Raw genomic sequence first — 22,577 nt, 5'->3', positions numbered from 1 at the left:
ACTAGTAACCGTTAAGCCACCTCTGAAAAATCACCAAACAGGATGGGAACTATGAAAATCAAAACTGGCGCACGCATCCTCGCATTGTCCGCACTGACGACGATGATGTTTTCCGCCTCGGCTCTCGCCAAGATTGAAGAAGGTAAGCTGGTTATCTGGATCAACGGCGATAAAGGCTATAACGGCCTCGCTGAAGTGGGTAAAAAATTCGAGAAAGACACCGGCATCAAAGTCACTATTGAGCATCCGGACAAACTGGAAGAAAAATTCCCGCAGGTTGCAGCGACCGGCGACGGCCCGGACATTATCTTCTGGGCGCATGACCGCTTTGGTGGCTACGCACAATCTGGTCTGCTGGCTGAGATCACCCCAGACAAAGCGTTCCAGGACAAGCTCTATCCGTTCACCTGGGATGCAGTGCGTTATAACGGCAAACTGATCGCCTACCCAATCGCCGTTGAAGCGCTGTCTCTGATTTACAACAAAGACCTCGTTCCTCAAGCGCCGAAAACCTGGGAAGAGATCCCTGCGCTGGATAAAGAGCTGAAGGCGAAAGGTAAATCCGCCCTGATGTTCAACCTGCAAGAGCCGTACTTCACCTGGCCGCTGATTGCTGCCGATGGCGGTTACGCATTCAAATTTGAAAACGGCAAATACGACGTCAAAGACGTTGGCGTAGACAGCGCTGGCGCGAAAGCGGGTCTGACCTTCCTGGTTGACCTCATCAAGAACAAACACATGAACGCGGATACCGACTACTCCATCGCCGAAGCGGCCTTTAACAAAGGTGAAACGGCAATGACGATTAACGGTCCGTGGGCATGGTCGAACATCGACAAGAGCAAAATTAACTACGGCGTAACGCTGCTGCCAACCTTCAAAGGCAAAGCCTCTAAACCGTTTGTTGGTGTACTCAGTGCCGGTATTAACGCCGCCAGTCCGAACAAAGAACTGGCAAAAGAGTTCCTCGAAAACTACCTGCTGACCGATCAGGGTCTGGATGAAGTGAACAAGGACAAACCGCTGGGCGCCGTTGCGCTGAAATCCTTCCAGGAACAATTAGCGAAAGATCCGCGTATTGCTGCCACCATGGATAACGCCCAGAAAGGCGAAATCATGCCGAACATTCCGCAGATGTCTGCATTCTGGTATGCCGTTCGTACCGCTGTAATCAACGCCGCCAGTGGCCGTCAGACTGTCGATGCAGCACTGAAAGACGCGCAAGGTCGTATCACCAAGTAGTGCTGTCGATGTACCTGATGGCGCTTCGCTTATCAGGCCTACGGAGGATTGTAGGCCTGATAAGGCATTTATGCCGCTATCCGGCACATCTCCGGCGAGGAAGTTTCACCGTTGTTGAGGAAGATCCCCATGGATGTCATTAAAAAGAAATACTGGTGGCAAAGCGACACGCTGAAATGGTCAGTGATAGGTCTGCTTGGTCTGCTGGTGGGTTACCTTGTTGTTTTGATGTACGCCCAGGGGGAGTACCTTTTTGCCATCATGACGCTGATTTTAAGCTCTGCTGGTCTGTATATTTTTGCTAACCGTAAAACTTATGCCTGGCGCTATGTTTATCCTGGTGTTGCTGGCATGGGGCTGTTTGTTCTGTTTCCGCTCATTTGCACCATTGCCATTGCCTTTACCAACTACAGCAGTACCAACCAACTGACCTTTGAACGCGCCCAGCAAGTCCTGATGGACCGTTCTTATCAGGCGGGTAAAACCTACAACTTTGGTCTGTATCCAGCGGGTACGGAGTGGCAACTGGCCCTCACCGATGGAGAGACGGGCAAGAACTATGTCTCCGATGCCTTTAAATTTGGCGGCGAGCAAAAACTGCAACTGAAAGAAACCGATACGCTGCCAACAGGTGAACGCGCGACGCTGCGCATCATCACGCAAAATCGCCAGGCGCTGACTCAACTGACGGCTATATTGCCTGATGAAAGCAAAGTGATTATGAGCTCGCTGCGTCAGTTCTCTGGCACGCAGCCACTCTACTCCCTGGCGGATGACGGGACGCTCACCAACAACCAGAGCGGCGTAAAATACCGTGCAAACAACGATATCGGTTATTACCAGTCGGTCACGGCTGACGGGAACTGGGGCACTGAAAAACTCAGTCCCGGCTATACCGTCACCATCGGCTGGGAGAACTTCACCCGCGTATTTACCGATGAAGGGATCCAGAAACCGTTCTTCGCTATCTTTGTCTGGACAGTCGTTTTCTCGGTCCTGACCGTGATCCTGACCGTTGCCGTGGGTATGGTTCTGGCTTGCCTGGTGCAATGGGAATCATTAAAAGGTAAAGCGATTTACCGCGTACTGTTGATTCTGCCTTATGCCGTACCGTCGTTTATCTCGATTCTGATTTTCAAAGGGCTGTTCAACCAGAGCTTCGGTGAAATCAACATGATGCTAAGCGCACTGTTTGGCATCAAACCGGCCTGGTTCAGTGACCCAACCACCGCGCGTTCGATGATTATTATCGTCAACACCTGGCTGGGCTATCCGTACATGATGATCCTGTGCATGGGTCTGCTGAAGGCGATTCCTGACGATCTGTATGAGGCTTCTGCGATGGATGGCGCGGGCCCGTTCCAGAACTTCTTTAAGATTACGTTGCCGCTGCTGATTAAGCCGCTGACGCCGCTGATGATCGCCAGTTTTGCCTTTAACTTTAACAACTTCGTGCTGATCCAACTGTTGACGAACGGTGGCCCGGACCGTCTTGGTACCACCACGCCAGCAGGTTATACCGACCTGCTCGTAAGTTACACCTATCGTATCGCCTTTGAAGGCGGCGGCGGTCAGGACTTCGGTCTGGCAGCAGCGATTGCGACGCTGATCTTCCTGTTGGTAGGTGTACTGGCGATAGTGAACCTGAAAGCCACACGAATGAAGTTTGACTAAGGAGGGCATTGAACATGGCTATGGTCCAACCCAAATCTCAAAAAATGCGCCTCTTCGCGACGCACTTAGGCTTGCTGATTTTCATCGCGGCAATTATGTTCCCGCTGCTGATGGTTATCGCGATTTCATTGCGCGAAGGTAACTTTGCTACCGGGAGCCTGATCCCGGAAAATATATCCTGGGAACACTGGCGGCTGGCATTGGGTTTCAGCGTTGAACATGCTGACGGCCGTGTCACACCGCCTCCCTTCCCGGTTCTGTTGTGGCTGTGGAACTCAGTGAAAATCGCCGGAATTACCGCCATCGGCATCGTGGCACTCTCCACTACCTGCGCCTACGCCTTTGCCCGTATGCGCTTTCCGGGTAAAGCCACGTTGCTGAAAGGGATGCTAATTTTCCAGATGTTCCCGGCGGTTCTGTCACTGGTGGCGTTGTATGCCTTGTTTGACCGCCTCGGACAGTACATTCCTTTTATCGGTCTGAACACTCACGGTGGCGTGATCTTCGCTTACCTCGGCGGTATCGCCCTGCATGTATGGACGATTAAAGGCTACTTTGAAACGATTGATGGTTCGCTGGAAGAAGCGGCGGCGCTGGATGGCGCAACACCATGGCAGGCATTCCGTCTGGTGCTATTACCACTTTCGGTACCGATTCTGGCGGTGGTGTTTATTCTGTCGTTTATCGCCGCAATTACTGAAGTTCCGGTCGCTTCACTGCTACTGCGTGATGTGAACAGCTACACCCTGGCGGTAGGTATGCAGCAGTACCTCAATCCACAGAACTATTTGTGGGGCGACTTTGCCGCCGCCGCCGTTCTTTCCGCCATTCCGATCACCCTGGTTTTCCTGCTGGCACAGCGCTGGCTGGTCAACGGTCTGACGGCGGGTGGTGTGAAAGGCTAAGTTTCATCGAAGTACCTGCCCGGCAACGGGCAGTGCAATGCCACTGCAACCCTCAACTTATGTTATCCCAACCTGTGACTGTTTTTCGGCGCTCTACGGAGCGCCATTTTTTTACTCTCGCTTCAGCCGCTTGGAATTACACAGCCACAGCGTAATCACCAACAACAAGATCGCCGCAGAATAGATCAATACATCCATTGGCGCTTTATGATCGACAATGATCAGGCGCACAATCGCAGTGATCCCGATATAGACAAAGTAGCGTAGTGGAAAGTGAAAACCTGACTGAAAGTACTTCACAATCAGTGCGATAAATTCAAAGTAGAGAAAATACACCACCAGCCCTTCCACCAGCTCATACTTGCTGGTTTGTTCCGGCGCGAACAGAACGTCTGCCAGATGCAGCGTCTCTTTCCCAAGAAATACGACCAGAATCAGGCCCAGACTGAGCAGTCCTAGATTCAGGACGGTCTGTAAAATCGTGGAGATAAACTCAACACGTGGACGAGATAGTGACGTCATAACAGCACCTCTTACTCTGTGGCGAAGTTCCTGTATAACGCAAAAATGTGACAGAGATCTATATTTTTTGTTTATTTTTTATTCAGGGATCGTAAGCACCTTATCCGGCCTGCTGCTTGCCCGATGCGCGTAGCGCCACCGGGCAAACAACGCTCACATCAGCGAAATTTCTCACTCCTGTCGCTGGTCATATCGTACAGACCAAACTTACGTCCAAGCTGCTGGCCTCCGTCACGCGTCAACGGTGTCCAGCCGATCGCCGCACGACTGCGGGTTGGGCCGGTGGAGAAGAGATCCAGCGGCACAGAAACATACACGCCTTTGGTAAAATCCCCTTCCCCGTACTCATCTGGTGATGCATCGGTGATGGTCGCATAGCCGCCCACCACGACACCGCTGTCGAAGCGTTTAGCAATCTCCAGCGTCCCACCTTTATCTCCAGCCAGATACTGCCCGACACTGGCTTTCACCAGCACATCCTGGGCGAACGAAGGATTCCAGTAGGCCGTCAGATGCCCGGTCTTCACGCTGTAGTCGGTGAATTTCATCATCTCCTGCGCACTGCGCCAGTCACGTTGTTTCACGTAGTTGGCGTCAATACCAAACGCCCAATTACCATCCAGCGGGCGGTACAGCACTTCAGCCCCCGCGCCGCCGTACATGGTCTCCAGATAGCCGCCGTAAACCTGTCCGTAAAACCCATGACCAAGAGACTGGAAGTAGTTAGCCTGGAGATTATTCACATACACGTCGTTCTGCACATAGTCACGTACGTGGGTACGAACCCGCGGCAAATGCGAATCCTGCGGCGGATTAGTGTAATTAAACTTGTCGTAGTTATTGGCAAGATTGGCAAACAGACTGCCGGTAGTGAGCAGGTGATCCGTGACCCACAGATCCGCCGTCCCCATAACACCCAACTGATACATATAGAAGTTTTCCGGGCCGCCAACCGACTGATTAAGCACCGGATCGATATGAAAATCGAAGCGTGACTTATCGATATACCAGCCCTGCTCGACAGTTTGTGGAACAACGGGTTCGACGCGGTTTTGCACCAGCGAAGTTTCATGTCCCAACGGTTCCCCTTGCAGATGGTTCTTCAGGCTTGATACATCCGTTTCGGTCGTCACCTGCGGTAAATTCAAGCGATTTTCTGTTACGCGGATCGTGCGGATCCCTTCCGGAAGATCGTTCATCACGATCCGATTCGCTCGTTCGATCCCTTCACGAGAGTCACGGTACTTCACCTGTTCGCCGGTGACGTAAAGTGTCTCGCCCTTCACCTGAATCTTCGGATCCGCCAGCCCGGCGTTGTATTTCAGCAACGTTAACTGATTCGCCACTACCGAATGTTGCAGGATGGCATCCTGCGGCTGCGGCTGATATTTCGGTCGGGCATTGTCGTTATAGCTGGGCCGCAGATCGTTGAAGTTGGTACGCAACGTGACCCCAAACATAAAGGTATTGCCGCGTTCGTAGCTGAGGTTAATGTCGGCCCAATCGGTGACGCGGTAAATGGCGCCGACGTTAAACTTGCTCTTCTGCTCCAGCTTACCCGCAAAATCCTGCTGGTAATTGTTCCCTTCATACTCCAGTTTCAGACGCAATGGCTGCCAGGGTGTCTGGTATTCCACGCCGCCAAACAACGATGCCGGACCGTGGAACATCTGGCTGCCATCGATAGATCCGGCCTGTTTATAGCTGTTATCGCGATAACAGAATTTATCGCTGTACGAACACAGCGGATTACTCACATTGCCGCTGGTTCCCAGATATCCCCAGCCAAGGCCGAGCGAGAAATCAAAAGGGCCCCAGGCCTTATTCGCCACAATGTATTCCGCATCAAACAGGCCAGTCCCGCCGATATCCCGCGCACCAACCGCCACCTGCGGCATCCAGTAACTCTCTTCCCACAGCCGTAATTTGAGGTCGAAAGCCTTATCCTTGTATGTTTGATCGCCAGAAAACGACTCAACACTGCTGTATTTTTTAGTACGCACATCGGTGTAGCGCAGTGTGGTTTCCAGCCAGGGAAAAAGCTGCACAGACGCGGAGTAGTAGCGGTACTGATCGTTATCACGATAGTTGAGGCTCATTTCCCCTTCACGCGCCATCCGTGCGGTCGGGGTTTGCAGCAGCCCCACGCCGCCAAAGTCTGACTGAGAAGGGCCAACAGGCGCCGGGAAAGTTTCACCGTGGCACGCCACGCTTACACCCAGCGCCAATAAGCTGAGCAGATAAGTTTTTCTCATCATTCGGGTATCCGCTGGGTCAGAGTGCGAAGGATGTCGGCATTGATTTCATCCGGGGCTGTACTCCAGACGGCATCGGCGAGTCCGACAAAAAGGGTGCTGCCGGGCATCAGCTCTACGTGGCGTTTGTTCCAGTAAGCGACTGGCGCTTTCTGTGTACGTCCGTCGGGATAGACCACCCACGCATAACTGCGATCGGCACCACTGAGCAAACTTTGCCCATCGAGATAGCTGGCAACATCACGCCCGGCCACAAACGGTTGCTTCCCCGGGCGACTTACCAGCCCAAACAACGTAATTTCTGTTGGCTCTGGCCCGACCCAAAGCGTGTAGTTGCCCTGTAATGGCGGGTTACCGCCGTCACTTACCCGCACAACGTCCGGATCGAGATTAATCCGCTGTCTGCCGGTAACCTTCAGCACCTGCACTTGCTGATGTAACGTGTTGATGGCGGCAGCGGCGTCACCACTTTCCTCTGAACTCAGCGCCGCTAAACGTCCTAACAGCACCTGTTGTTGGCGCTGCGCTGTAATGGTCGCCTGTTCTTCGCTGATGATCGCCGCTGGCCACCAGCTATTTGCCAGTTTCGGTTGTCCCACCAGATCGATCAGGTGCTCCACATCGGCCAGCGTTTTCGCCTCCGTGTTGCCTGTCGTCATCACTTTGACAGTGCCTGCTGCAAAAACAGATGACACGCTCAGGCTGACGAGAAGCGCTGTAATAGTCCGTTTCATCATGATTTTGCCGCCTTAATCAGCGTGGTTTTCACCGGGAAGTAATTTGCGCCCAGGTACTGTTTCGACTGACGAATCAGCCCGTCGCTATCGATCCAGTAGCGGTTATGCCAACGGGCCTGATCGGTCGTCACCTCTTCATCCAGCACGCGAACCGAGGTTTCATCGCTGGCAACCCTGATACTGTCAGTGCCATCCCATTTGAAGACCGAGCGGGCGGTGGCGTAGCGCACCTGCTTATGCTCGGTCCAGCCCATCGTACGGCTCCAGGTGACACCGTCGACGATCTGGTTTGGCTTGATAAGCGGGTCTGCCGCCAGATTATTCACCTCGATCAGGTTGTCTCCGCCGAGCCATGTTTTCACCAGACGTCCGTGCTGTGTCACGAGAACGGCCTGATCCTGCGTCACCCATTTCTGCTGGTCGTTTTCTGCGAAAGCGAGCACCACAAACAGCTGAGGGCCGTCATTGAGCTGCATATACTGGCTGGCATAGGGCATGTTTTGGATATCATCGTCCGTCATCTGTACGCCAGGTGTACCGAACACGCTATTCCACAGCGAATGTCCCAGCCCCTCAGTTGAGGCAGAACACGCCTGCAGTAACAGGCAAACCAATATGAGCGCTGGTCGCTTCACGACGCTTCTCCGCATTATTGCCGGGTGGCGCTATGCTTACCCGGCAGGCCGATAAGTCCCGCAGGCTTACGGCAATCCAAAATAACCACACCGAAGTGTGGTTATGGTTAAACGTACCGCGATTACTGGGTACTGGTGGTCGTGGTGGTTGTGGTTCCGGTATTAGAGCCATCTCCACCACCGGTTGCCGCCAGGGCGACCCCCACCGCAGAACTTACGGTGCTCACGCTGGTTGCGGAGGAACTTCCTGCCGAAACCGACGCGGCAGCTGACCCTGCAGCCTCCCCCACCTGGACGGGGGCGGCATGGACAGAAGTCGCCGCAAGCGCAGATATAGCCAAAAGGCCATACAGAACTTTTTTCATCACAAATTCCCTTCATTGTATGAATGGAGATTTACCCAAAAGAATTTCGGGCGAGATCGAGTATACACAACCGAAGTATGCGAATTACGGCACGCGGGAATTTAGGATAATTAGAAAAAAGAACGTACTAATAATAACTTTTAATATATAAACAAATATAAATCAGTTAGTTAAAATAATTATATAAAAATACAATATCCGTAAACTCTGAAAATAATCGAGCAAACATTAAAGTAATAAAATTATTTTAGGATTAAGCTCAATTAAATTTTCACATAAGGTTCAAGAGAAAGGGAATTATCTTATAAAAAAAGCCGATAATAATATCGGCTTTTTAATTTCATTATTGCTGCGGTTCAAAGGAAGACGCAGATTAACGCCAGGACTTATAACGGTTAATCAAACCGTTAGTCGAGCAGTCGTGGCTGTTGATTTCTTTATCATCGTTCAGCTCTGGCAGAATGCGGTTTGCCAGTTGTTTGCCCAGCTCCACGCCCCACTGGTCGAAGGTGAAGATGTTGAGGATTGCGCCCTGAGTAAAGATTTTATGCTCATACAGTGCAATCAGCGCACCCAGACTGAACGGGGTAATTTCACGCAGCAGAATGGAGTTAGTCGGACGGTTGCCTTCAAACACTTTAAACGGCACAACGTGCTCGAGCTGAGCCGGATCTTTACCCTGGTCACGATATTCCTGCTCAACCACTTCGCGAGATTTACCAAACGCCAGCGCTTCAGTCTGAGCGAAGAAGTTGGACAGCAGCTTCGGATGGTGATCCGACAGCGGGTTGTGGGTAATCGCCGGAGCGATAAAGTCACAAGGAACCATTTTGGTGCCCTGATGAATCAACTGATAGAACGCGTGCTGACCGTTAGTGCCCGGCTCACCCCAGATGATTGGGCCAGTCTGGTAATCCACCGCGTTGCCGTTACGGTCAACGTATTTACCGTTGGATTCCATATTTCCCTGCTGGAAGTAGGCCGCGAAACGGTGCATATACTGGTCATACGGCAGGATCGCTTCGGTTTCAGCACCAAAGAAATTGTTGTACCAGATACCGATCAGCGCCAACAGCACCGGCAGGTTTTTCTCTGCAGGCGTGGTGGAGAAATGCTTATCCATTGCGTGCGCACCGGACAGCAGCTCAACGAAATTGTCGTAGCCCACGGACAGGATGATAGACAGGCCGATTGCTGACCACAGGGAATAGCGTCCACCGACCCAGTCCCAGAACTCGAACATGTTGGCGGTATCAATACCGAACTCGCCAACCGCTTTGCCGTTGGTGGACAGTGCCGCGAAGTGTTTGGCAACGTGCTTGTTGTCGCCTGCGGTCGCCAGGAACCAGTCGCGCGCGCTGTGGGCGTTGGTCATGGTTTCCTGAGTAGTGAAGGTTTTAGACGCGACCAGGAACAGCGTGGTTTCCGGGTTCACTTTCTTCAGCACTTCGGCAATATGCGTGCCGTCAACGTTAGACACAAAGTGCATATTCAGGTGATTTTTGTACGGACGCAGCGCTTCGGTCACCATGAACGGGCCAAGGTCAGAGCCGCCGATACCAATGTTCACCACATCAGTGATTGCCTTACCAGTGTAGCCTTTCCAACTGCCGGAGATAATCGCTTCAGAGAAGGATTTCATCTTCTCCAGCACCGCGTTCACTTCCGGCATCACATCTTTGCCGTCAACAATGATTGGCGTATTGCTACGGTTGCGCAGCGCTACGTGCAGCACCGCACGGTCCTCGGTGCGGTTGATCTTTTCACCGGAGAACATGGATTTGATAGCACCTGCGAGATCGGTCTCTTTCGCCAGATCCTGCAGTTTGGCCAACGTCTCTTCAGTGATGCGGTTTTTGGAGAAATCCACCAGCATCAGATCGTCAAACGTCGCGGAAAATTTAGTGAAGCGATCGCTATCTTTCGCGAACAGGTCCGCGATTGTAACGTCTTTCATCTCTTCAAAGTGTTTTTGTAGTGCCTGCCAGGCTGAGGTCTGCGTTGGATTGATGTTTTTCATTAGCAATACTCTTCTGATTTTGAGAATTGTGACTGAGATCGATTGTAACGCCAGTCACAGAAAAGTGTGATTGTTTTAATGCCATTGCACTGGCCTGTATGAATCGAGGATGAAAAGCAGCAAAAGTATAGCTGTTATAAGCGCTGTTACTCATCGCTAACGCAGCATGAAAAATCCGCATAATCCCAGCGTTGACAGTACAGGCTACACATTTTATTTATAAATACGGTATTTGCATTTGCGCCTGCACCGGTTTCCGTTCTGCCTTTGTGCCATGGTCGCTTTTTTCATTCCCTGACACGAGGTCGTTATGACAAATCTAGTTGTCTCCAAGTTTGGCGGTACCAGCGTGGCGGATTTTGACGCCATGAATCGCAGCGCGGATGTGGTACTTTCCGATGCTAACGTCCGTTTAGTGGTACTTTCCGCTTCGGCGGGCATTACCAATCTGCTGGTCGCACTGGCAGAAGGACTGGAGCCAACCGAACGCTTCGAGAAGCTCGATTCCATTCGTCAAATTCAGTTCGATATCCTGGAACGCCTGCGCTATCCGAACGTGATCCGCGAAGAGATAGAACGCCTGCTGGAAAACATCACCACGCTGGCAGAAGCCGCTTCACTGGCCACCTCAACCGCACTGACTGACGAACTGGTCAGCCACGGTGAACTGATGTCTACCCTGCTGTTTGTCGAGATCCTGCGTGAGCGTAACGTGCAGGCGCAGTGGTTTGATGTGCGCAAAGTGATGCGAACCAACGATCGTTTTGGCCGCGCAGAGCCGGATGTTTCGGCGCTGGCTGAACTGGCGACGCTACAGCTGGCCCCGCGTCTGGATGAAGGTCTGGTTATTACCCAGGGTTTTATCGGTAGCGAAAGCAAAGGCCGCACCACCACGCTGGGACGTGGCGGCAGCGACTATACGGCAGCCTTGCTGGCAGAAGCGTTGCACGCAACGCGCGTTGATATCTGGACCGATGTTCCCGGCATCTACACAACCGATCCACGCGTAGTTCCAGCCGCTAAACGTATTGATGAAATCGCCTTTGAAGAGGCTGCTGAGATGGCAACCTTCGGCGCGAAAGTGTTGCATCCGGCGACCCTGTTACCCGCCGTACGTAGCGATATTCCGGTGTTTGTTGGCTCCAGCAAAGATCCAAAAGCGGGCGGCACGCTGGTGTGTAATAAAACCCAGAATCCACCGCTATTTCGCGCACTGGCGCTGCGTCGTAAGCAAACGCTGCTCACGCTGCATAGCCTGAATATGCTGCACTCTCGTGGATTTTTAGCGGAAGTGTTCGGCATTCTGGCACGTCATAATATCTCGGTGGATTTGATTACCACCTCAGAAGTCAGCGTGGCGCTAACCCTGGACACCACAGGTTCCACTTCCACCGGAGATACGTTGCTGACACAGACTCTGCTCATGGAACTGTCTGCACTGTGCCGGGTAGAAGTAGAAGAAGGTCTCGCACTGGTGGCGCTGATTGGTAACGACCTGTCTAAAGCCTGTGGCGTGGGTAAAGAGGTGTTTGGCGTGCTGGAGCCGTTCAACATTCGCATGATTTGCTATGGTGCATCCAGCCATAACCTGTGCTTCCTCGTTCCCGGTACTGAAGCTGAGCAGGTTGTACAGAAGCTGCACCATAATCTGTTTGAGTGACAACGTCCGTAGACCGGATGGCGGTGAATCGTCTTATCCGGCTTACGGTATGGGTGCACGGCCCGACAGGTGTAAACATCATCGGGCTGTACACTCCGTTAACGTTTATAGTTCCTGTCCTTTTATATTCACCAGACCGTGCAGAACCTGGTCCAGTCCACCGAATACCGAGATTTTATCGATACGCTCAGCCACTCTTTCGAGGGTTTCCAGCTCTTTTAAACGCAATGCAACCGGGTTGTTTTCCATAACTTTCGCCGTATTCAACAGCGAACGCGTCGCAGCAGTCTCTTCCCGACGACGAATCACGTTAGCCTGCGCCGATTTCTCAGCTTCAACCAGTTGGGACAATATGGCCTTCATATCCCCCGGCAGCACAATATCTTTTACGCCCAACGAAGCGACCTCGATACCAAACGGCGTCATACGGCTCTTCACCTGCGTACTCACGATTTCGTCAATAATCTGCTTATCTTCCAGCAGTTCATCCAGAGTTCGAGTACCCACCGCTTCACGCAGCGCAAACTGCAGTTCGCGATAGAGATGATCCACCGGTTTGGTGAGCTGGCCAAAAGCCTGTAATACGTCGCTATAGCGCCAGTTAGCGGCCATATTCAGACGCAGGTTGACCTTATCTTTGGTCAGGATCTCCTGCCCGCCAACTTCCAGTACCTGCAAGCGGGTATCAACCACTTCGGCTTCAACCAGATGATTCACTTTCCAGTACGCGGTCAGGCCTGGCGATAACAATGCCTGCGTTTCACCGTCAATTTTCAGCACACCAACGTGCCACACCGGAATCTGTACCGTTAAGATCGCTTCGCGTCCCTTTACCGCACCATTGCGTCGCGGTTGTAACACCGCATTCATAACCTCTGTTGGCACCAGAACCTGACGCGTATCCATGCGTACCAGCTGCAGCGCGTCGTCAGCCCGCCAGTACAAACGGCGTGTCGAGGGCGGCAAAATTTCTTGCAGAATACCGTTGGCATACAGCGCTGCCGCTTCGGTATCGGTTAAATCAGCCGCAAGGCAATACTGATCAACCCATGATGACTGGAAGCGGCGCAGATACTCCGCCAACGCTTCGGGCACTTCACTACCATCCATGTTAACGATCAGCACTTCCGGTGGGTTAAGCCACGGCAAACGGTGTTCGCCTGTTTCCAGCACCTGATAGTAATCCCCCTTACGGGATAAAAGACCTAACTGACCTTTTTTAATTGTGATTTTCTTAGCCATTTTTTATTCCTTAATGAGTGAACCAGGCGCGGGTGCAGAGGCGAAGCGACAGGGGAATTCCCTTTTGCCTGCCACACGGCATCGTTACCGGCAGCCTGTTTTGGGTCCGCTTACTGCGCGAAACCCGTTTTTATTTATATGATTAACAACCAGTTTTCATTTGGAGGATGAAATTGGGAATCGAACCCGTTTTGAGTCATCGACTGACGGAACACTCCCGGAAAACAGCATCAGCCGTTCCTGATGTGCCGGCGGGGTTTAACCCCCTGCGCTTTCAGCGTTATTGACGAAGGGGTTATAGCCAGAAGCGTGCCAGAAAGATAAATTGCCATGATTATTTTTTATTTTATTGATTTTTATGACTTTAATTTTCAACCTTTATACGGGTGGTTGCCGCGCCCATCGATATTTCTTATCTTTTAATATCTAAAATTATCTATCTGGATAAACCATGAAAAAACGTCGGGTGGTGATTGGTGTTCTTGGAACAGTGCTGGACGATCGCGGCAAGCGGGCGAGCCGCTTTAAGAGATGGCGACCCACAGTGGGCCTCTGTCTGCAGACTGATTTTCCCATCGACAGACTGGAACTGCTCCACCAGCCGCGCGATGAGAGCGTGGCGCAAAGGCTAATCAAAGACGTTACGCAACTTTCCCCGCACACCGAGGTGCGCGCACATGTAGTGACGATTAACGATCCGTGGGATTTTGAGGAGGTCTATGCCGCATTTCTCGACTTCGCGACCCATTATCCCTTTGATACTGAAAACGAAGAGTATCTGGTACACATCACTACCGGGACACATGTGGCGCAGATCTGCTGGTTCCTGCTGACGGAAGCCCGCTACCTGCCCGCCAGCCTGCTGCAAACCAGTCCAGCCCCCAAAGGCTCATCAGAAGACGCTGTCACCGCCGGCGTCTGCTCGGTTATCGATCTGGATTTAAGCCGTTATGCCACGCTGACCAGCCGTTTCCTGCGCGAGCAACAGCAGTCAGTCTCCTTTCTGAAAGCAGGGATAGATACGCGCAACGCTACGTTTAACAAACTGATTGACCGCATTGAGCGCGTTGCGTTGCGATCTACCGATCCAATTTTGCTCACGGGTCCTACCGGCGCGGGTAAATCCTTCCTGGCAAAACGTATTTTTCAGTTACGGCAGTCGCGCCATCTGGTGGCAGGCAAATTGGTGGCGGTAAACTGCGCCACCCTGCGCGGCGACAACGCGATGTCCACGCTGTTTGGTCATGTAAAAGGGGCATTTACGGGCGCACTCACTCCACGTACAGGGCTATTACGGGAAGCCGATGGCGGCGTGTTGTTTCTTGATGAAATAGCCGAACTGGGGCTGGATGAGCAGGCCATGCTGTTAAAAGCCATTGAAGAAAAAACCTTTTTCCCGTTTGGCTCGGATAAAGAGGTTTACAGTGATTTCCAGCTGATTGCGGGGACACATCGTGATATGCAGCAATGGGTAGCCGAGGGACGTTTCCGCGAGGATCTCTATGCGCGTATTAATATGTGGCGCTTTGCCCTGCCGGGTCTGGCACAGCGACGGGAAGATATCGCACCGAATGTAGAGTATGAACTACAGCGTTTTTCCGATAAGAAACAGATGCAGATCCGTTTCGACAAAGAGGCACGAGAACGTTATCTGGCGTTTGCCTGTTCATCACAGGCGGAATGGCGCGGCAATTTTCGCGAACTGAGTTCATCCGTTGCCCGAATGGCGACACTGGCCGAACAGGGGCGCATCACGTTATCTCTTGTCGAAGAAGAGATTGTGCTGTTACAGGAGAGCTGGCAGCTAACGACCTCGCAGCCTGAAATCAATATGGAGATCGACCTGTTTGATAAGCGTCAGTTAGAAACGGTCCTCGACGTTTGCCGCCGCAGCGCATCATTGTCCGAAGCTGGACGCGAGCTGTTTGCCGTATCCCGCCAGAAAAAAACCAATCCTAACGATGCAGACCGCCTGCGAAAATATCTGGCCCGTTTTGGGTTGAACTGGGAGAGTGTCCGCAGCGGAACATGAACATAATTTGTTTGAATAAAATTCCTGCACGCGATAAACAATAGCTATGGTCGGGCTCGATCCCGGCCTGTTTATAACAAGCAAACACAACCGACTCTTAATAATTCTGGTGACAGCGACATCGCTGTTGCCTGAAATATGACGAGTAAAGTGCAAGGAAAACAACATGCTCGCCACTCTCACCCGGCTGTTCCCGTTATGGGCGCTGCTACTCTCTGTTATCGCGTATTATACGCCATCCACCTTTACCCCTGTTGGCCCATGGGTCACCACGCTGTTAATGCTGATTATGCTCGGGATGGGCGTACATCTTAAAGTTGATGACTTTAAGCGCGTACTCTCACGTCCTGCACCGGTCGCCGCAGGTATTTTCCTGCACTATCTGGTGATGCCGCTCGCGGCCTGGATTCTGGCACTGGCTTTCCATATGCCACCGGAACTGTCCGCTGGCATGGTACTGGTCGGTAGTGTCGCCAGCGGCACTGCATCCAATGTAATGATCTACCTGGCAAAGGGTGACGTGGCGCTGTCTGTCACTATTTCATCTGTTTCAACGCTGGTAGGCGTCGTCGCCACCCCGCTGCTGACACGACTGTATGTCGATGCGCATATTCAGGTGGATGTGATGGGAATGCTGCTCAGCATTCTACAAATTGTCGTAATCCCAATCGCTCTGGGTCTGGTCATTCACCATCTGTTCCCACGGGTAGTCAAAGCCGTGGAGCCGTATCTACCTGCTTTCTCAATGGTGTGCATTCTGGCGATCATCAGCGCAGTCGTGGCGGGTTCCGCGTCACACATCGCATCCGTCGGCTTTGTGGTGATTATCGCCGTGATTTTGCACAACACTATCGGTCTGCTCGGTGGTTACTGGGGCGGAAAACTGTTTGGCTTCGATGAATCCACCTGCCGCACGCTGGCGATCGAGGTGGGAATGCAGAACTCAGGACTTGCTGCCGCGCTGGGAAAAATCTACTTCGGCCCGCTGGCCGCGCTTCCAGGCGCACTGTTCTCTGTCTGGCATAACCTTTCCGGCTCACTGCTGGCAGGCTACTGGTCCGGTAAACCAATTGATGAGAAACACCATCAGGCGGTGAAGGAAAACTAAAAAAGTGCCGGGAGGCGCAAGCTTACCCGGCCTATATGCTATCAGACAGCCCGAGATTACCGTACACTGAGCTAACAGGCTAACTGAGGGCAACCGTATGGCACTCCCCCGCATTACCCAAAAAGAGATGACCGAGCGCGAACAGCGTGAGCTGAAAACGCTGCTTGACCGCGCCCGCATTGCACATGGCCGCCTGCTGACCAACGCAGAGACCAACAGTATTAAGAAGGAATACATCGATAAGCTGATGGTTCAGCGCGAAGCAGAGGCAAAAAAAGCCCGCCAGTTGAAGAAAAAGCAGGCTTATAAACCAGATGCGGAAGCATCGTTTTCCTGGTCAGCGAATACGCCAACGCGCGGCAGACGTTAACGTCCTTTCTTCTTACGCCCCGGCGAGGTAAAACGTTTACCGTTTGCAGCCGGGCGCGCTTTCTCTTTCTCAGCGGATTTTTCGATCTTCACGACCGGGCGCTTAATACCTGCCGTTTTTGGCTTCGCTTTCGCCTTCGGTTTCGCTTCTGAAGAAGAGTTTTCAATCAATTTGAACAGTTCGATCAGTTCATCATCCGTCAGATCACGCCATTCCCCCAGCGGTAAGCCGGAGAGACCGACGTTCATGATACGCGTACGTTCAAGCTTCGTGACTTCATAGCCAAAGTGTTCGCACATACGACGGATCTGGCGATTTAGCCCCTGAACAAGCGTGATGCGAAAAACAAACGGCGCCTCTTTCCGGACCTTACATTTTTTGGTGACAGTGCCAAGAATAGGCACACCAGCCCCCATTCCACGAATGAACTCGTCCGTGACCGGCTTATCAACCGTCACCAGATACTCTTTTTCGTGATCGTTACCGGCACGCAGGATCTTATTGACCAGGTCGCCATGGTTGGTCAGAAAAATCAGCCCCTGAGAGTCTTTATCCAGGCGGCCAATCGGGAACACGCGCTTACTGTGGTTCACAAAATCAACAATGTTGTCGCGTTCGCTGTCTTCGGTAGTGCTCACGATCCCCACCGGCTTATTCAGCGCGATAAAAACCAGATCTTCCGCTTCACGCGGCTCAATCAACCGACCATTCACTTTGACGACGTCGCCAGGCATCACCTGATCGCCAATGGTGGCGCGTTTGCCATTAATGAAGACATTTCCTTGTTCGATAAAGCGATCCGCCTCGCGACGCGAGCAGATTCCGCTTTCACTGATGTATTTATTTAATCGGATGGATGAGTCGGGCAGCATAAGTTCTCCTTTGGCAGAGAAATATACCCTACCTTGCGGGCGATAAAAAATAATCGTGTTCGAATGCCCAAGCGCTATATGTGATCAATCACACCTTTCTACACAAAAGTGTCAGCAATCCGCGCCTGCAATTTTGTTGGGCGAAAATAAACAGAATCAACGCATTACAGCAACAAGCACATTTGTGCCAGCAACGCGCTATCAGCACATCAAATGTGCAACATAATCAGCCAGTTCATGGCGATGAAATAAGTGAAAATAGCTTTGAGATGTGGAACGGATGGGGTTATATCAGATCAAGAAGTCAATTTCGTGATTTGCACAAATGTGCAGGAGCCCAAAGATGGCGACGGAAAACAGCGATGATATCCGCCTGATCGTAAAAATAGCGCAGCTTTATTACGAACAGGATATGACACAAGCGCAAATCGCCCGGGAGCTGGGAATCTATCGCACCACGATCAGCCGCTTGCTAAAGCGTGGTCGCGAGCAAGGCATCGTCACCATCGCCATTAATTACGACTACAACGAGAACCTGTGGCTGGAACAGCAGCTAAAACAGAAATTTGGCCTGAAAGAAGCGGTCGTGGTCTCCTGCGATAGCGAACAGGAAGATGAACAGCTCAAGATGATGGGCGTGCACGGCGCGCAGTTACTGGAACGCTTGCTGGAACCTGGCGATATTATCGGTTTCTCATGGGGGCGCGCGGTAAGGGGACTGGTTGAAGGATTATCCCCCGCCAGCCAGTCACGTCAGCTTATCTGCGTGCCTATCATCGGCGGGCCTTCCGGCAAACTTGAAAGTCGCTACCACGTCAACACGCTGACTTACAGCGCAGCGGCAAAGCTCAAGGGTGAATCTCACCTGGCAGATTTCCCGGCGCTTCTGGAAAATCCGCTGATCCGTAACGGGATTATGCAGTCACGACATTTTAAATCGATTTCCGCCTACTGGGATAATCTGGATGTCGCGCTGGTGGGAATTGGTTCCCCGGCGATACGAGATGGTGCTAACTGGCATGCATTTTACGGCAGCGAAGAGAGTGATGACCTGCATGCCCGTCAGGTTGCCGGGGACATTTGTTCACGCTTTTATGATATCAACGGTGTGACGGTAGAGACCAATATGAGTGAAAAGACGCTCTCCATCGAAACCAATAAATTAAAGCAGGCGCGTTACTCCATCGGCATCGCCATGGGGGAAGAAAAACTGAGCGGTATTCTCGGTGCTTTACGCGGAAATTATATTAACGGTTTAGTCACTAACAGCCATACTGCTGAATTATTGTTGAAATAAATATATTCAAATTGATCCTGACGTAATTAATTTTATGAGGGATCCCCTTATCTGAAATTGGGAGTCTATTATGAAAACGTGGTTAAATCTGCAAGATAAAGTCATTATTGTTACCGGTGGCGCATCCGGAATTGGCCTGGCCATTGTCGAAGAATTATTAGCACAAGGCGCTAATGTGCAAATGGCAGATATTCATGGCGGAGAAGGTAAATATGAAGGCCATAGCGGATATCACTTCTGGCCAACGGATATTTCCAGCGCCAAAGAAGTTAATCATACTGTTGCTGAAATTATTCAACGCTACGGACGTATTGACGGACTGGTGAATAATGCAGGGGTTAATTTCCCACGCCTGCTTGTCGATGAAAAAGCACCCGCCGGACAATATGAACTCAACGAAGCTGCTTTTGAAAAAATGGTCAACATCAACCAGAAAGGTGTGTTCTTAATGTCGCAAGCAGTGGCACGCCAGATGGTGAAACAGCATGACGGCGTAATTGTGAATGTCTCTTCCGAAAGCGGACTGGAAGGCTCAGAGGGTCAAAGTTGCTATGCCGCCACCAAAGCCGCACTGAATAGCTTTACCCGTTCCTGGTCAAAGGAATTGGGCAAACACGGTATTCGTGTAGTCGGAATTGCACCTGGCATTCTGGAAAAAACCGGACTGCGCACCCCCGAGTATGAAGAAGCGCTGGCCTGGACCCGCAACATCACCGTCGAGCAGTTGCGCGAGGGCTATACCAAAAACTCAATTCCTATTGGCCGTTCGGGACGCCTGAGCGAAGTTGCTGATTTTGTTTGTTATCTTCTGTCAGAACGCGCCAGCTATATTACCGGAGTAACCACTAACATTGCGGGCGGAAAAACGCGCGGCTAAGGAGATTTTATGGTCAATGCAATCTTCTGCGCCCACGGCAAACTGGCCTGCGCCATGCTGGAATCGGTGCAGATGGTCTACGGCGATGCCAACGTGGAAGCGGTGGAATTTGTCCCCGGTGAAAACGCCAGTGACATCGTGGTAAAACTGGAAAAGTTAGTGAGCGCCCACACTAGAGATGAGTGGCTGATAGCCGTCGATTTACAGTGTGGCAGCCCCTGGAATGCCGCCGCCACACTGGCGATGCGTAACCCGGCAATACGGGTCATTAGTGGGTTGTCACTGCCGTTGGCGCTGGAACTGGTGGACAACCAGAGCAGTATGAACGTGGATGAACTGTGTGAACACCTGACGAGCATTGCGCTACAAACTTGCGTCGTCTGGAAGCCACTGGAAACGATCGATGAGGATTTCTGATGAACATTACCCTTGCTCGTATTGATGACCGCCTGATCCACGGTCAGGTCACCACCGTCTGGTCGAAGGTGGCGAATGCCCAACGGATTATTATCTGTAACGATGACGTCTATAACGATGAAGTACGCCGGACATTATTGCGCCAGGCTGCCCCGCCAGGGATGAAAGTTAACGTAGTCAATATCGAAAAGGCGGTCGCGGTATATCACAATCCGCAATATAAAGACGAAACCGTATTTTATTTATTTACCCGCCCACAGGATGCCTTGGCAATGGTAAAACAAGGCGTGCAAATCGCCACCTTAAATATTGGTGGCATGGCCTGGCGACCGGGTAAAAAACAATTAACCAAAGCGGTCTCGCTAGATGACGATGATATTAATGCGTTCCGTGAGTTGGATCAATTAGGCGTCACTCTGGATTTACGCGTCGTGGCTTCCGACCCATCGATTAGTATTCTCGAAAAAATAAAAGAACAATCTTTCGCTGAATAAATATACACAAAATCATTCAAGTTGCATCAAGGCTGAAAATGAGTGAATCCCGATGAGCTCACTCTGGCAAGTGATTCGGGTGAACGAACGTAGCCAACGCCGAGGCAGCCTGAAGGATGCCATGTATAAAAGCGCCTGTGTATTAAGGCTGTAACAGGCAGGGATGATCACACTCTGAAGGTGCCATATTATGGAAATAAGTACCCTACAAATTATCGCCATATTTCTATTTTCCTGTATTGCCGGAATGGGCAGCGTGCTGGATGAATTCCAGACCCACCGCCCGCTCATCGCCTGTACCGTTATTGGCTTAATTCTTGGTGATTTAAAAACCGGGATTATGCTCGGCGGCACGCTGGAGCTGATCGCGCTCGGCTGGATGAACGTTGGTGCAGCGCAGTCCCCCGATTCGGCACTCGCCAGTATTATTTCCGCCATTCTGGTGATCGTCGGCCAGCAGAGCATCGCAACCGGTATCGCGATTGCGCTTCCCGTAGCTGCCGCAGGCCAGGTGCTCACCGTCTTTGCCCGTACTATCACCGTGGTGTTCCAGCACGCGGCAGATAAAGCAGCGGAAGACGCGCGCTTTCGTACCATCGATATCCTTCACGTCTCCGCGCTGGGTGTGCAGGCGCTACGCGTCGCTATTCCGGCGTTGATTGTTTCGCTGTTTGTTAGCGCCGACATGGTCAGCAATATGCTGAATGCTATCCCGGAATTCGTCACTCGCGGCCTGCAGATTGCTGGTGGCTTTATCGTGGTGGTCGGTTACGCCATGGTGCTGCGCATGATGGGCGTGAAGTATTTGATGCCGTTCTTCTTCCTCGGCTTTATCGCCGGGGGCTATCTCGACCTGAGCCTGCTGGCCTTTGGCGGTGTGGGCGTAATTATCGCGCTGGTTTATATCCAGTTGAACCCGCAATGGCGTAAAGCCGAACCGCAGGCGCAAGCCACCACATCTACCGCCCTTGACCAACTTGACGACTAACGGAGCCCATCATGGAACAGAAAAAACTGACCAAATCGGACCTGTTTAGCATGTTTGTTCGCTCCAACCTGCAACAGGCATCATTCAACTTTGAACGCATTCATGGGCTGGGTTTTTGCTACGACATGATCCCCGCCATTAAACGCCTGTATCCACTGAAGGAGGATCAGGTCGCGGCGCTTAAGCGTCATCTGGTGTTCTTCAACACTACTCCGGCGGTGTGCGGACCGGTGATCGGCGTCACCGCCGCAATGGAAGAAGCACGCGCCAACGGTGCAGAAATTGACGACGGTGCGATCAATGGCATCAAAGTCGGCCTGATGGGTCCGCTTGCCGGCGTCGGCGACCCGCTGGTCTGGGGCACGTTACGGCCGATTACCGCCGCGCTCGGTGCATCTTTAGCGCTCTCCGGCAACATTCTCGGTCCGTTATTGTTCTTCTTTATTTTCAACGCGGTGCGTCTGGCGATGAAGTGGTACGGCTTACAGCTTGGCTTTCGTAAAGGAGTCAACATCGTCAGCGATATGGGCGGCAATCTGCTGCAAAAACTAACCGAAGGCGCATCGATTCTCGGCCTGTTTGTGATGGGGGTTCTGGTCACCAAATGGACCAGCATCAACGTACCGCTGGTGGTATCGCAAACGCCTGGCGCAGACGGCACCACTGTCACCATGACCGTACAAAACATTCTCGATCAGCTTTGCCCTGGCCTGCTGGCGCTGGCGCTGACACTGCTGATGGTACGGCTGCTTAACAAGAAAATTAATCCGGTATGGCTGATCTTTGCCCTGTTTGGTTTGGGGATTATCGGTCATGCGCTGGGCTTCCTGTCCTGATTATTCGCCCCGGTCTCTACCGGGGCACC

General features: G+C 52.0%; 21 protein-coding genes. 13 read left to right on the top strand and 8 right to left on the bottom strand.

Going from position 1 to position 22,577, the window contains the following annotated elements; all coding sequences use genetic code 11:
- Window positions 1-51: 51 nt before the first annotated feature.
- From malE to malG, 3 genes are all read left to right on the top strand, one after another.
- Window positions 52-1,242 carry a maltose/maltodextrin ABC transporter substrate-binding protein MalE gene (gene malE, locus OGX98_RS00225; protein WP_045438487.1) on the top strand — a complete coding sequence of 397 codons (1,191 nt, stop codon included), beginning with the start codon at window positions 52-54 and terminating at the stop codon, window positions 1,240-1,242.
- A 129-nt stretch (window positions 1,243-1,371) separates the two neighbouring features.
- Window positions 1,372-2,916, top strand: coding sequence for a maltose ABC transporter permease MalF (malF, locus tag OGX98_RS00220; protein WP_045438484.1), 1,545 nt, complete (start codon window positions 1,372-1,374; stop codon window positions 2,914-2,916).
- 14 nt (window positions 2,917-2,930) lie between these two features.
- Complete coding sequence (malG, locus tag OGX98_RS00215) at window positions 2,931-3,821, top strand: maltose ABC transporter permease MalG (RefSeq protein ID WP_045438481.1); 891 nt, start codon at window positions 2,931-2,933, stop codon at window positions 3,819-3,821.
- A gap of 111 nt (window positions 3,822-3,932) precedes the next feature.
- Here the strand turns inward: malG and psiE are convergent, their stop codons facing one another.
- The 6 genes from psiE to pgi form a co-directional block, all read right to left on the bottom strand.
- Window positions 3,933-4,343 carry a phosphate-starvation-inducible protein PsiE gene (gene psiE, locus OGX98_RS00210; protein WP_003031674.1) on the bottom strand — a complete coding sequence of 137 codons (411 nt, stop codon included), beginning with the start codon at window positions 4,341-4,343 and terminating at the stop codon, window positions 3,933-3,935.
- A 158-nt stretch (window positions 4,344-4,501) separates the two neighbouring features.
- Entirely contained in the window at window positions 4,502-6,598 is a 2,097-nt protein-coding gene (locus OGX98_RS00205; protein ID WP_286594700.1) for a YjbH domain-containing protein, read from the bottom strand.
- Window positions 6,598-7,335 carry a capsule biosynthesis GfcC family protein gene (locus tag OGX98_RS00200; RefSeq protein WP_048222463.1) on the bottom strand — a complete coding sequence of 246 codons (738 nt, stop codon included), beginning with the start codon at window positions 7,333-7,335 and terminating at the stop codon, window positions 6,598-6,600. Before OGX98_RS00200 ends, OGX98_RS00205 begins: the two co-directional genes overlap by 1 nt.
- Window positions 7,332-7,970, bottom strand: coding sequence for a YjbF family lipoprotein (locus OGX98_RS00195; protein WP_200012931.1), 639 nt, complete (start codon window positions 7,968-7,970; stop codon window positions 7,332-7,334). The genes OGX98_RS00200 and OGX98_RS00195 overlap by 4 nt, the downstream gene beginning before the upstream one ends.
- 122 nt (window positions 7,971-8,092) lie before the next feature.
- Complete coding sequence (gene yjbE / locus OGX98_RS00190) at window positions 8,093-8,335, bottom strand: exopolysaccharide production protein YjbE (RefSeq protein ID WP_045438470.1); 243 nt, start codon at window positions 8,333-8,335, stop codon at window positions 8,093-8,095.
- A 373-nt stretch (window positions 8,336-8,708) separates the two neighbouring features.
- The gene (gene pgi, locus OGX98_RS00185; RefSeq protein WP_045438468.1) at window positions 8,709-10,355 is read right to left on the bottom strand and encodes a glucose-6-phosphate isomerase; all 1,647 of its coding nucleotides are present in this window, start codon (window positions 10,353-10,355) and stop codon (window positions 8,709-8,711) included.
- Window positions 10,356-10,665: 310 nt separating this feature from the next.
- Here pgi and lysC point away from each other — a divergent pair, with 310 nt between their 5' ends.
- Window positions 10,666-12,015, top strand: coding sequence for a lysine-sensitive aspartokinase 3 (gene lysC, locus OGX98_RS00180; RefSeq protein WP_048222471.1), 1,350 nt, complete (start codon window positions 10,666-10,668; stop codon window positions 12,013-12,015).
- A gap of 105 nt (window positions 12,016-12,120) precedes the next feature.
- On the opposite strand, the gene OGX98_RS00175 is transcribed toward lysC, so the two are convergent.
- Window positions 12,121-13,257 carry a slipin family protein gene (locus tag OGX98_RS00175; protein ID WP_286594675.1) on the bottom strand — a complete coding sequence of 379 codons (1,137 nt, stop codon included), beginning with the start codon at window positions 13,255-13,257 and terminating at the stop codon, window positions 12,121-12,123.
- 451 nt (window positions 13,258-13,708) lie between these two features.
- On the opposite strand from OGX98_RS00175, the gene rtcR reads away from it, so the two are divergent.
- From rtcR to OGX98_RS00160, 3 genes are all read left to right on the top strand, one after another.
- A complete protein-coding gene (gene rtcR / locus OGX98_RS00170) occupies window positions 13,709-15,289 on the top strand; it encodes an RNA repair transcriptional activator RtcR (RefSeq protein WP_225760358.1) in 1,581 nt (526 codons plus the stop codon).
- A 166-nt stretch (window positions 15,290-15,455) separates the two neighbouring features.
- Entirely contained in the window at window positions 15,456-16,397 is a 942-nt protein-coding gene (gene panS, locus OGX98_RS00165; protein ID WP_048222477.1) for a ketopantoate/pantoate/pantothenate transporter PanS, read from the top strand.
- Window positions 16,398-16,494: 97 nt separating this feature from the next.
- Window positions 16,495-16,767 carry a YjbD family protein gene (locus OGX98_RS00160; protein WP_045438461.1) on the top strand — a complete coding sequence of 91 codons (273 nt, stop codon included), beginning with the start codon at window positions 16,495-16,497 and terminating at the stop codon, window positions 16,765-16,767.
- Here the strand turns inward: OGX98_RS00160 and rluF are convergent.
- The gene (gene rluF / locus OGX98_RS00155) at window positions 16,764-17,639 is read right to left on the bottom strand and encodes a 23S rRNA pseudouridine(2604) synthase RluF (protein WP_045438459.1); all 876 of its coding nucleotides are present in this window, start codon (window positions 17,637-17,639) and stop codon (window positions 16,764-16,766) included. The two genes, OGX98_RS00160 and rluF, sit on opposite strands and share 4 nt — an antisense overlap.
- A 343-nt stretch (window positions 17,640-17,982) precedes the next feature.
- Between rluF and OGX98_RS00150 the strand changes: the two genes are divergently transcribed.
- From OGX98_RS00150 to OGX98_RS00125, 6 genes are all read left to right on the top strand, one after another.
- Entirely contained in the window at window positions 17,983-18,936 is a 954-nt protein-coding gene (locus tag OGX98_RS00150) for a sugar-binding transcriptional regulator (protein WP_045438457.1), read from the top strand.
- A 70-nt stretch (window positions 18,937-19,006) separates the two neighbouring features.
- A complete protein-coding gene (locus tag OGX98_RS00145) occupies window positions 19,007-19,813 on the top strand; it encodes an SDR family oxidoreductase (protein WP_045438454.1) in 807 nt (268 codons plus the stop codon).
- Window positions 19,814-19,822: 9 nt separating this feature from the next.
- Window positions 19,823-20,230: a mannose/fructose/sorbose PTS transporter subunit IIA gene (locus OGX98_RS00140; protein ID WP_286594674.1), complete on the top strand. Its 408-nt coding sequence runs from the start codon at window positions 19,823-19,825 to the stop codon at window positions 20,228-20,230.
- On the top strand, window positions 20,230-20,724 hold the full coding sequence (locus OGX98_RS00135; protein ID WP_048222486.1) for a PTS sugar transporter subunit IIB: 495 nt from the start codon (window positions 20,230-20,232) through the stop codon (window positions 20,722-20,724). Before OGX98_RS00140 ends, OGX98_RS00135 begins: the two co-directional genes overlap by 1 nt.
- A 190-nt stretch (window positions 20,725-20,914) precedes the next feature.
- Window positions 20,915-21,712: a PTS mannose/fructose/sorbose transporter subunit IIC gene (locus OGX98_RS00130; RefSeq protein ID WP_045438446.1), complete on the top strand. Its 798-nt coding sequence runs from the start codon at window positions 20,915-20,917 to the stop codon at window positions 21,710-21,712.
- 11 nt (window positions 21,713-21,723) lie between these two features.
- Entirely contained in the window at window positions 21,724-22,548 is an 825-nt protein-coding gene (locus OGX98_RS00125; protein WP_045438444.1) for a PTS system mannose/fructose/sorbose family transporter subunit IID, read from the top strand.
- Window positions 22,549-22,577 lie beyond the last annotated feature (29 nt).

Source organism: Citrobacter sp. Cm046 (assembly GCF_030333065.1).
GTDB lineage: Bacteria > Pseudomonadota > Gammaproteobacteria > Enterobacterales > Enterobacteriaceae > Citrobacter > Citrobacter murliniae.
The sequence above is the reverse complement of the archived record's forward strand: the minus strand, read 5'-3'. Positions and strand labels throughout refer to the sequence as shown.

Bases quoted from the DNA above. Each gene is read 5' to 3' on its own strand.
- malE (WP_045438487.1), top strand. From the start codon at position 52: ATGAAAATCAAAACTGGCGCACGCATCCTCGCATTGTCCGCACTGACG.
- OGX98_RS00160 (WP_045438461.1), top strand. From the start codon at position 16,495: ATGGCACTCCCCCGCATTACCCAAAAAGAGATGACCGAGCGCGAACAG.
- OGX98_RS00140 (WP_286594674.1), top strand. From the start codon at position 19,823: ATGGTCAATGCAATCTTCTGCGCCCACGGCAAACTGGCCTGCGCCATG.
- psiE (WP_003031674.1), bottom strand. From the start codon at position 4,343: ATGACGTCACTATCTCGTCCACGTGTTGAGTTTATCTCCACGATTTTA.
- OGX98_RS00135 (WP_048222486.1), top strand. From the start codon at position 20,230: ATGAACATTACCCTTGCTCGTATTGATGACCGCCTGATCCACGGTCAG.
- OGX98_RS00200 (WP_048222463.1), bottom strand. From the start codon at position 7,335: ATGATGAAACGGACTATTACAGCGCTTCTCGTCAGCCTGAGCGTGTCA.
- OGX98_RS00150 (WP_045438457.1), top strand. From the start codon at position 17,983: ATGGCGACGGAAAACAGCGATGATATCCGCCTGATCGTAAAAATAGCG.
- OGX98_RS00145 (WP_045438454.1), top strand. From the start codon at position 19,007: ATGAAAACGTGGTTAAATCTGCAAGATAAAGTCATTATTGTTACCGGT.
- panS (WP_048222477.1), top strand. From the start codon at position 15,456: ATGCTCGCCACTCTCACCCGGCTGTTCCCGTTATGGGCGCTGCTACTC.
- malG (WP_045438481.1), top strand. From the start codon at position 2,931: ATGGCTATGGTCCAACCCAAATCTCAAAAAATGCGCCTCTTCGCGACG.
- lysC (WP_048222471.1), top strand. From the start codon at position 10,666: ATGACAAATCTAGTTGTCTCCAAGTTTGGCGGTACCAGCGTGGCGGAT.
- OGX98_RS00205 (WP_286594700.1), bottom strand. From the start codon at position 6,598: ATGAGAAAAACTTATCTGCTCAGCTTATTGGCGCTGGGTGTAAGCGTG.
- yjbE (WP_045438470.1), bottom strand. From the start codon at position 8,335: ATGAAAAAAGTTCTGTATGGCCTTTTGGCTATATCTGCGCTTGCGGCG.
- OGX98_RS00175 (WP_286594675.1), bottom strand. From the start codon at position 13,257: ATGGCTAAGAAAATCACAATTAAAAAAGGTCAGTTAGGTCTTTTATCC.
- OGX98_RS00125 (WP_045438444.1), top strand. From the start codon at position 21,724: ATGGAACAGAAAAAACTGACCAAATCGGACCTGTTTAGCATGTTTGTT.
- malF (WP_045438484.1), top strand. From the start codon at position 1,372: ATGGATGTCATTAAAAAGAAATACTGGTGGCAAAGCGACACGCTGAAA.
- rluF (WP_045438459.1), bottom strand. From the start codon at position 17,639: ATGCTGCCCGACTCATCCATCCGATTAAATAAATACATCAGTGAAAGC.
- OGX98_RS00130 (WP_045438446.1), top strand. From the start codon at position 20,915: ATGGAAATAAGTACCCTACAAATTATCGCCATATTTCTATTTTCCTGT.
- pgi (WP_045438468.1), bottom strand. From the start codon at position 10,355: ATGAAAAACATCAATCCAACGCAGACCTCAGCCTGGCAGGCACTACAA.
- rtcR (WP_225760358.1), top strand. From the start codon at position 13,709: ATGAAAAAACGTCGGGTGGTGATTGGTGTTCTTGGAACAGTGCTGGAC.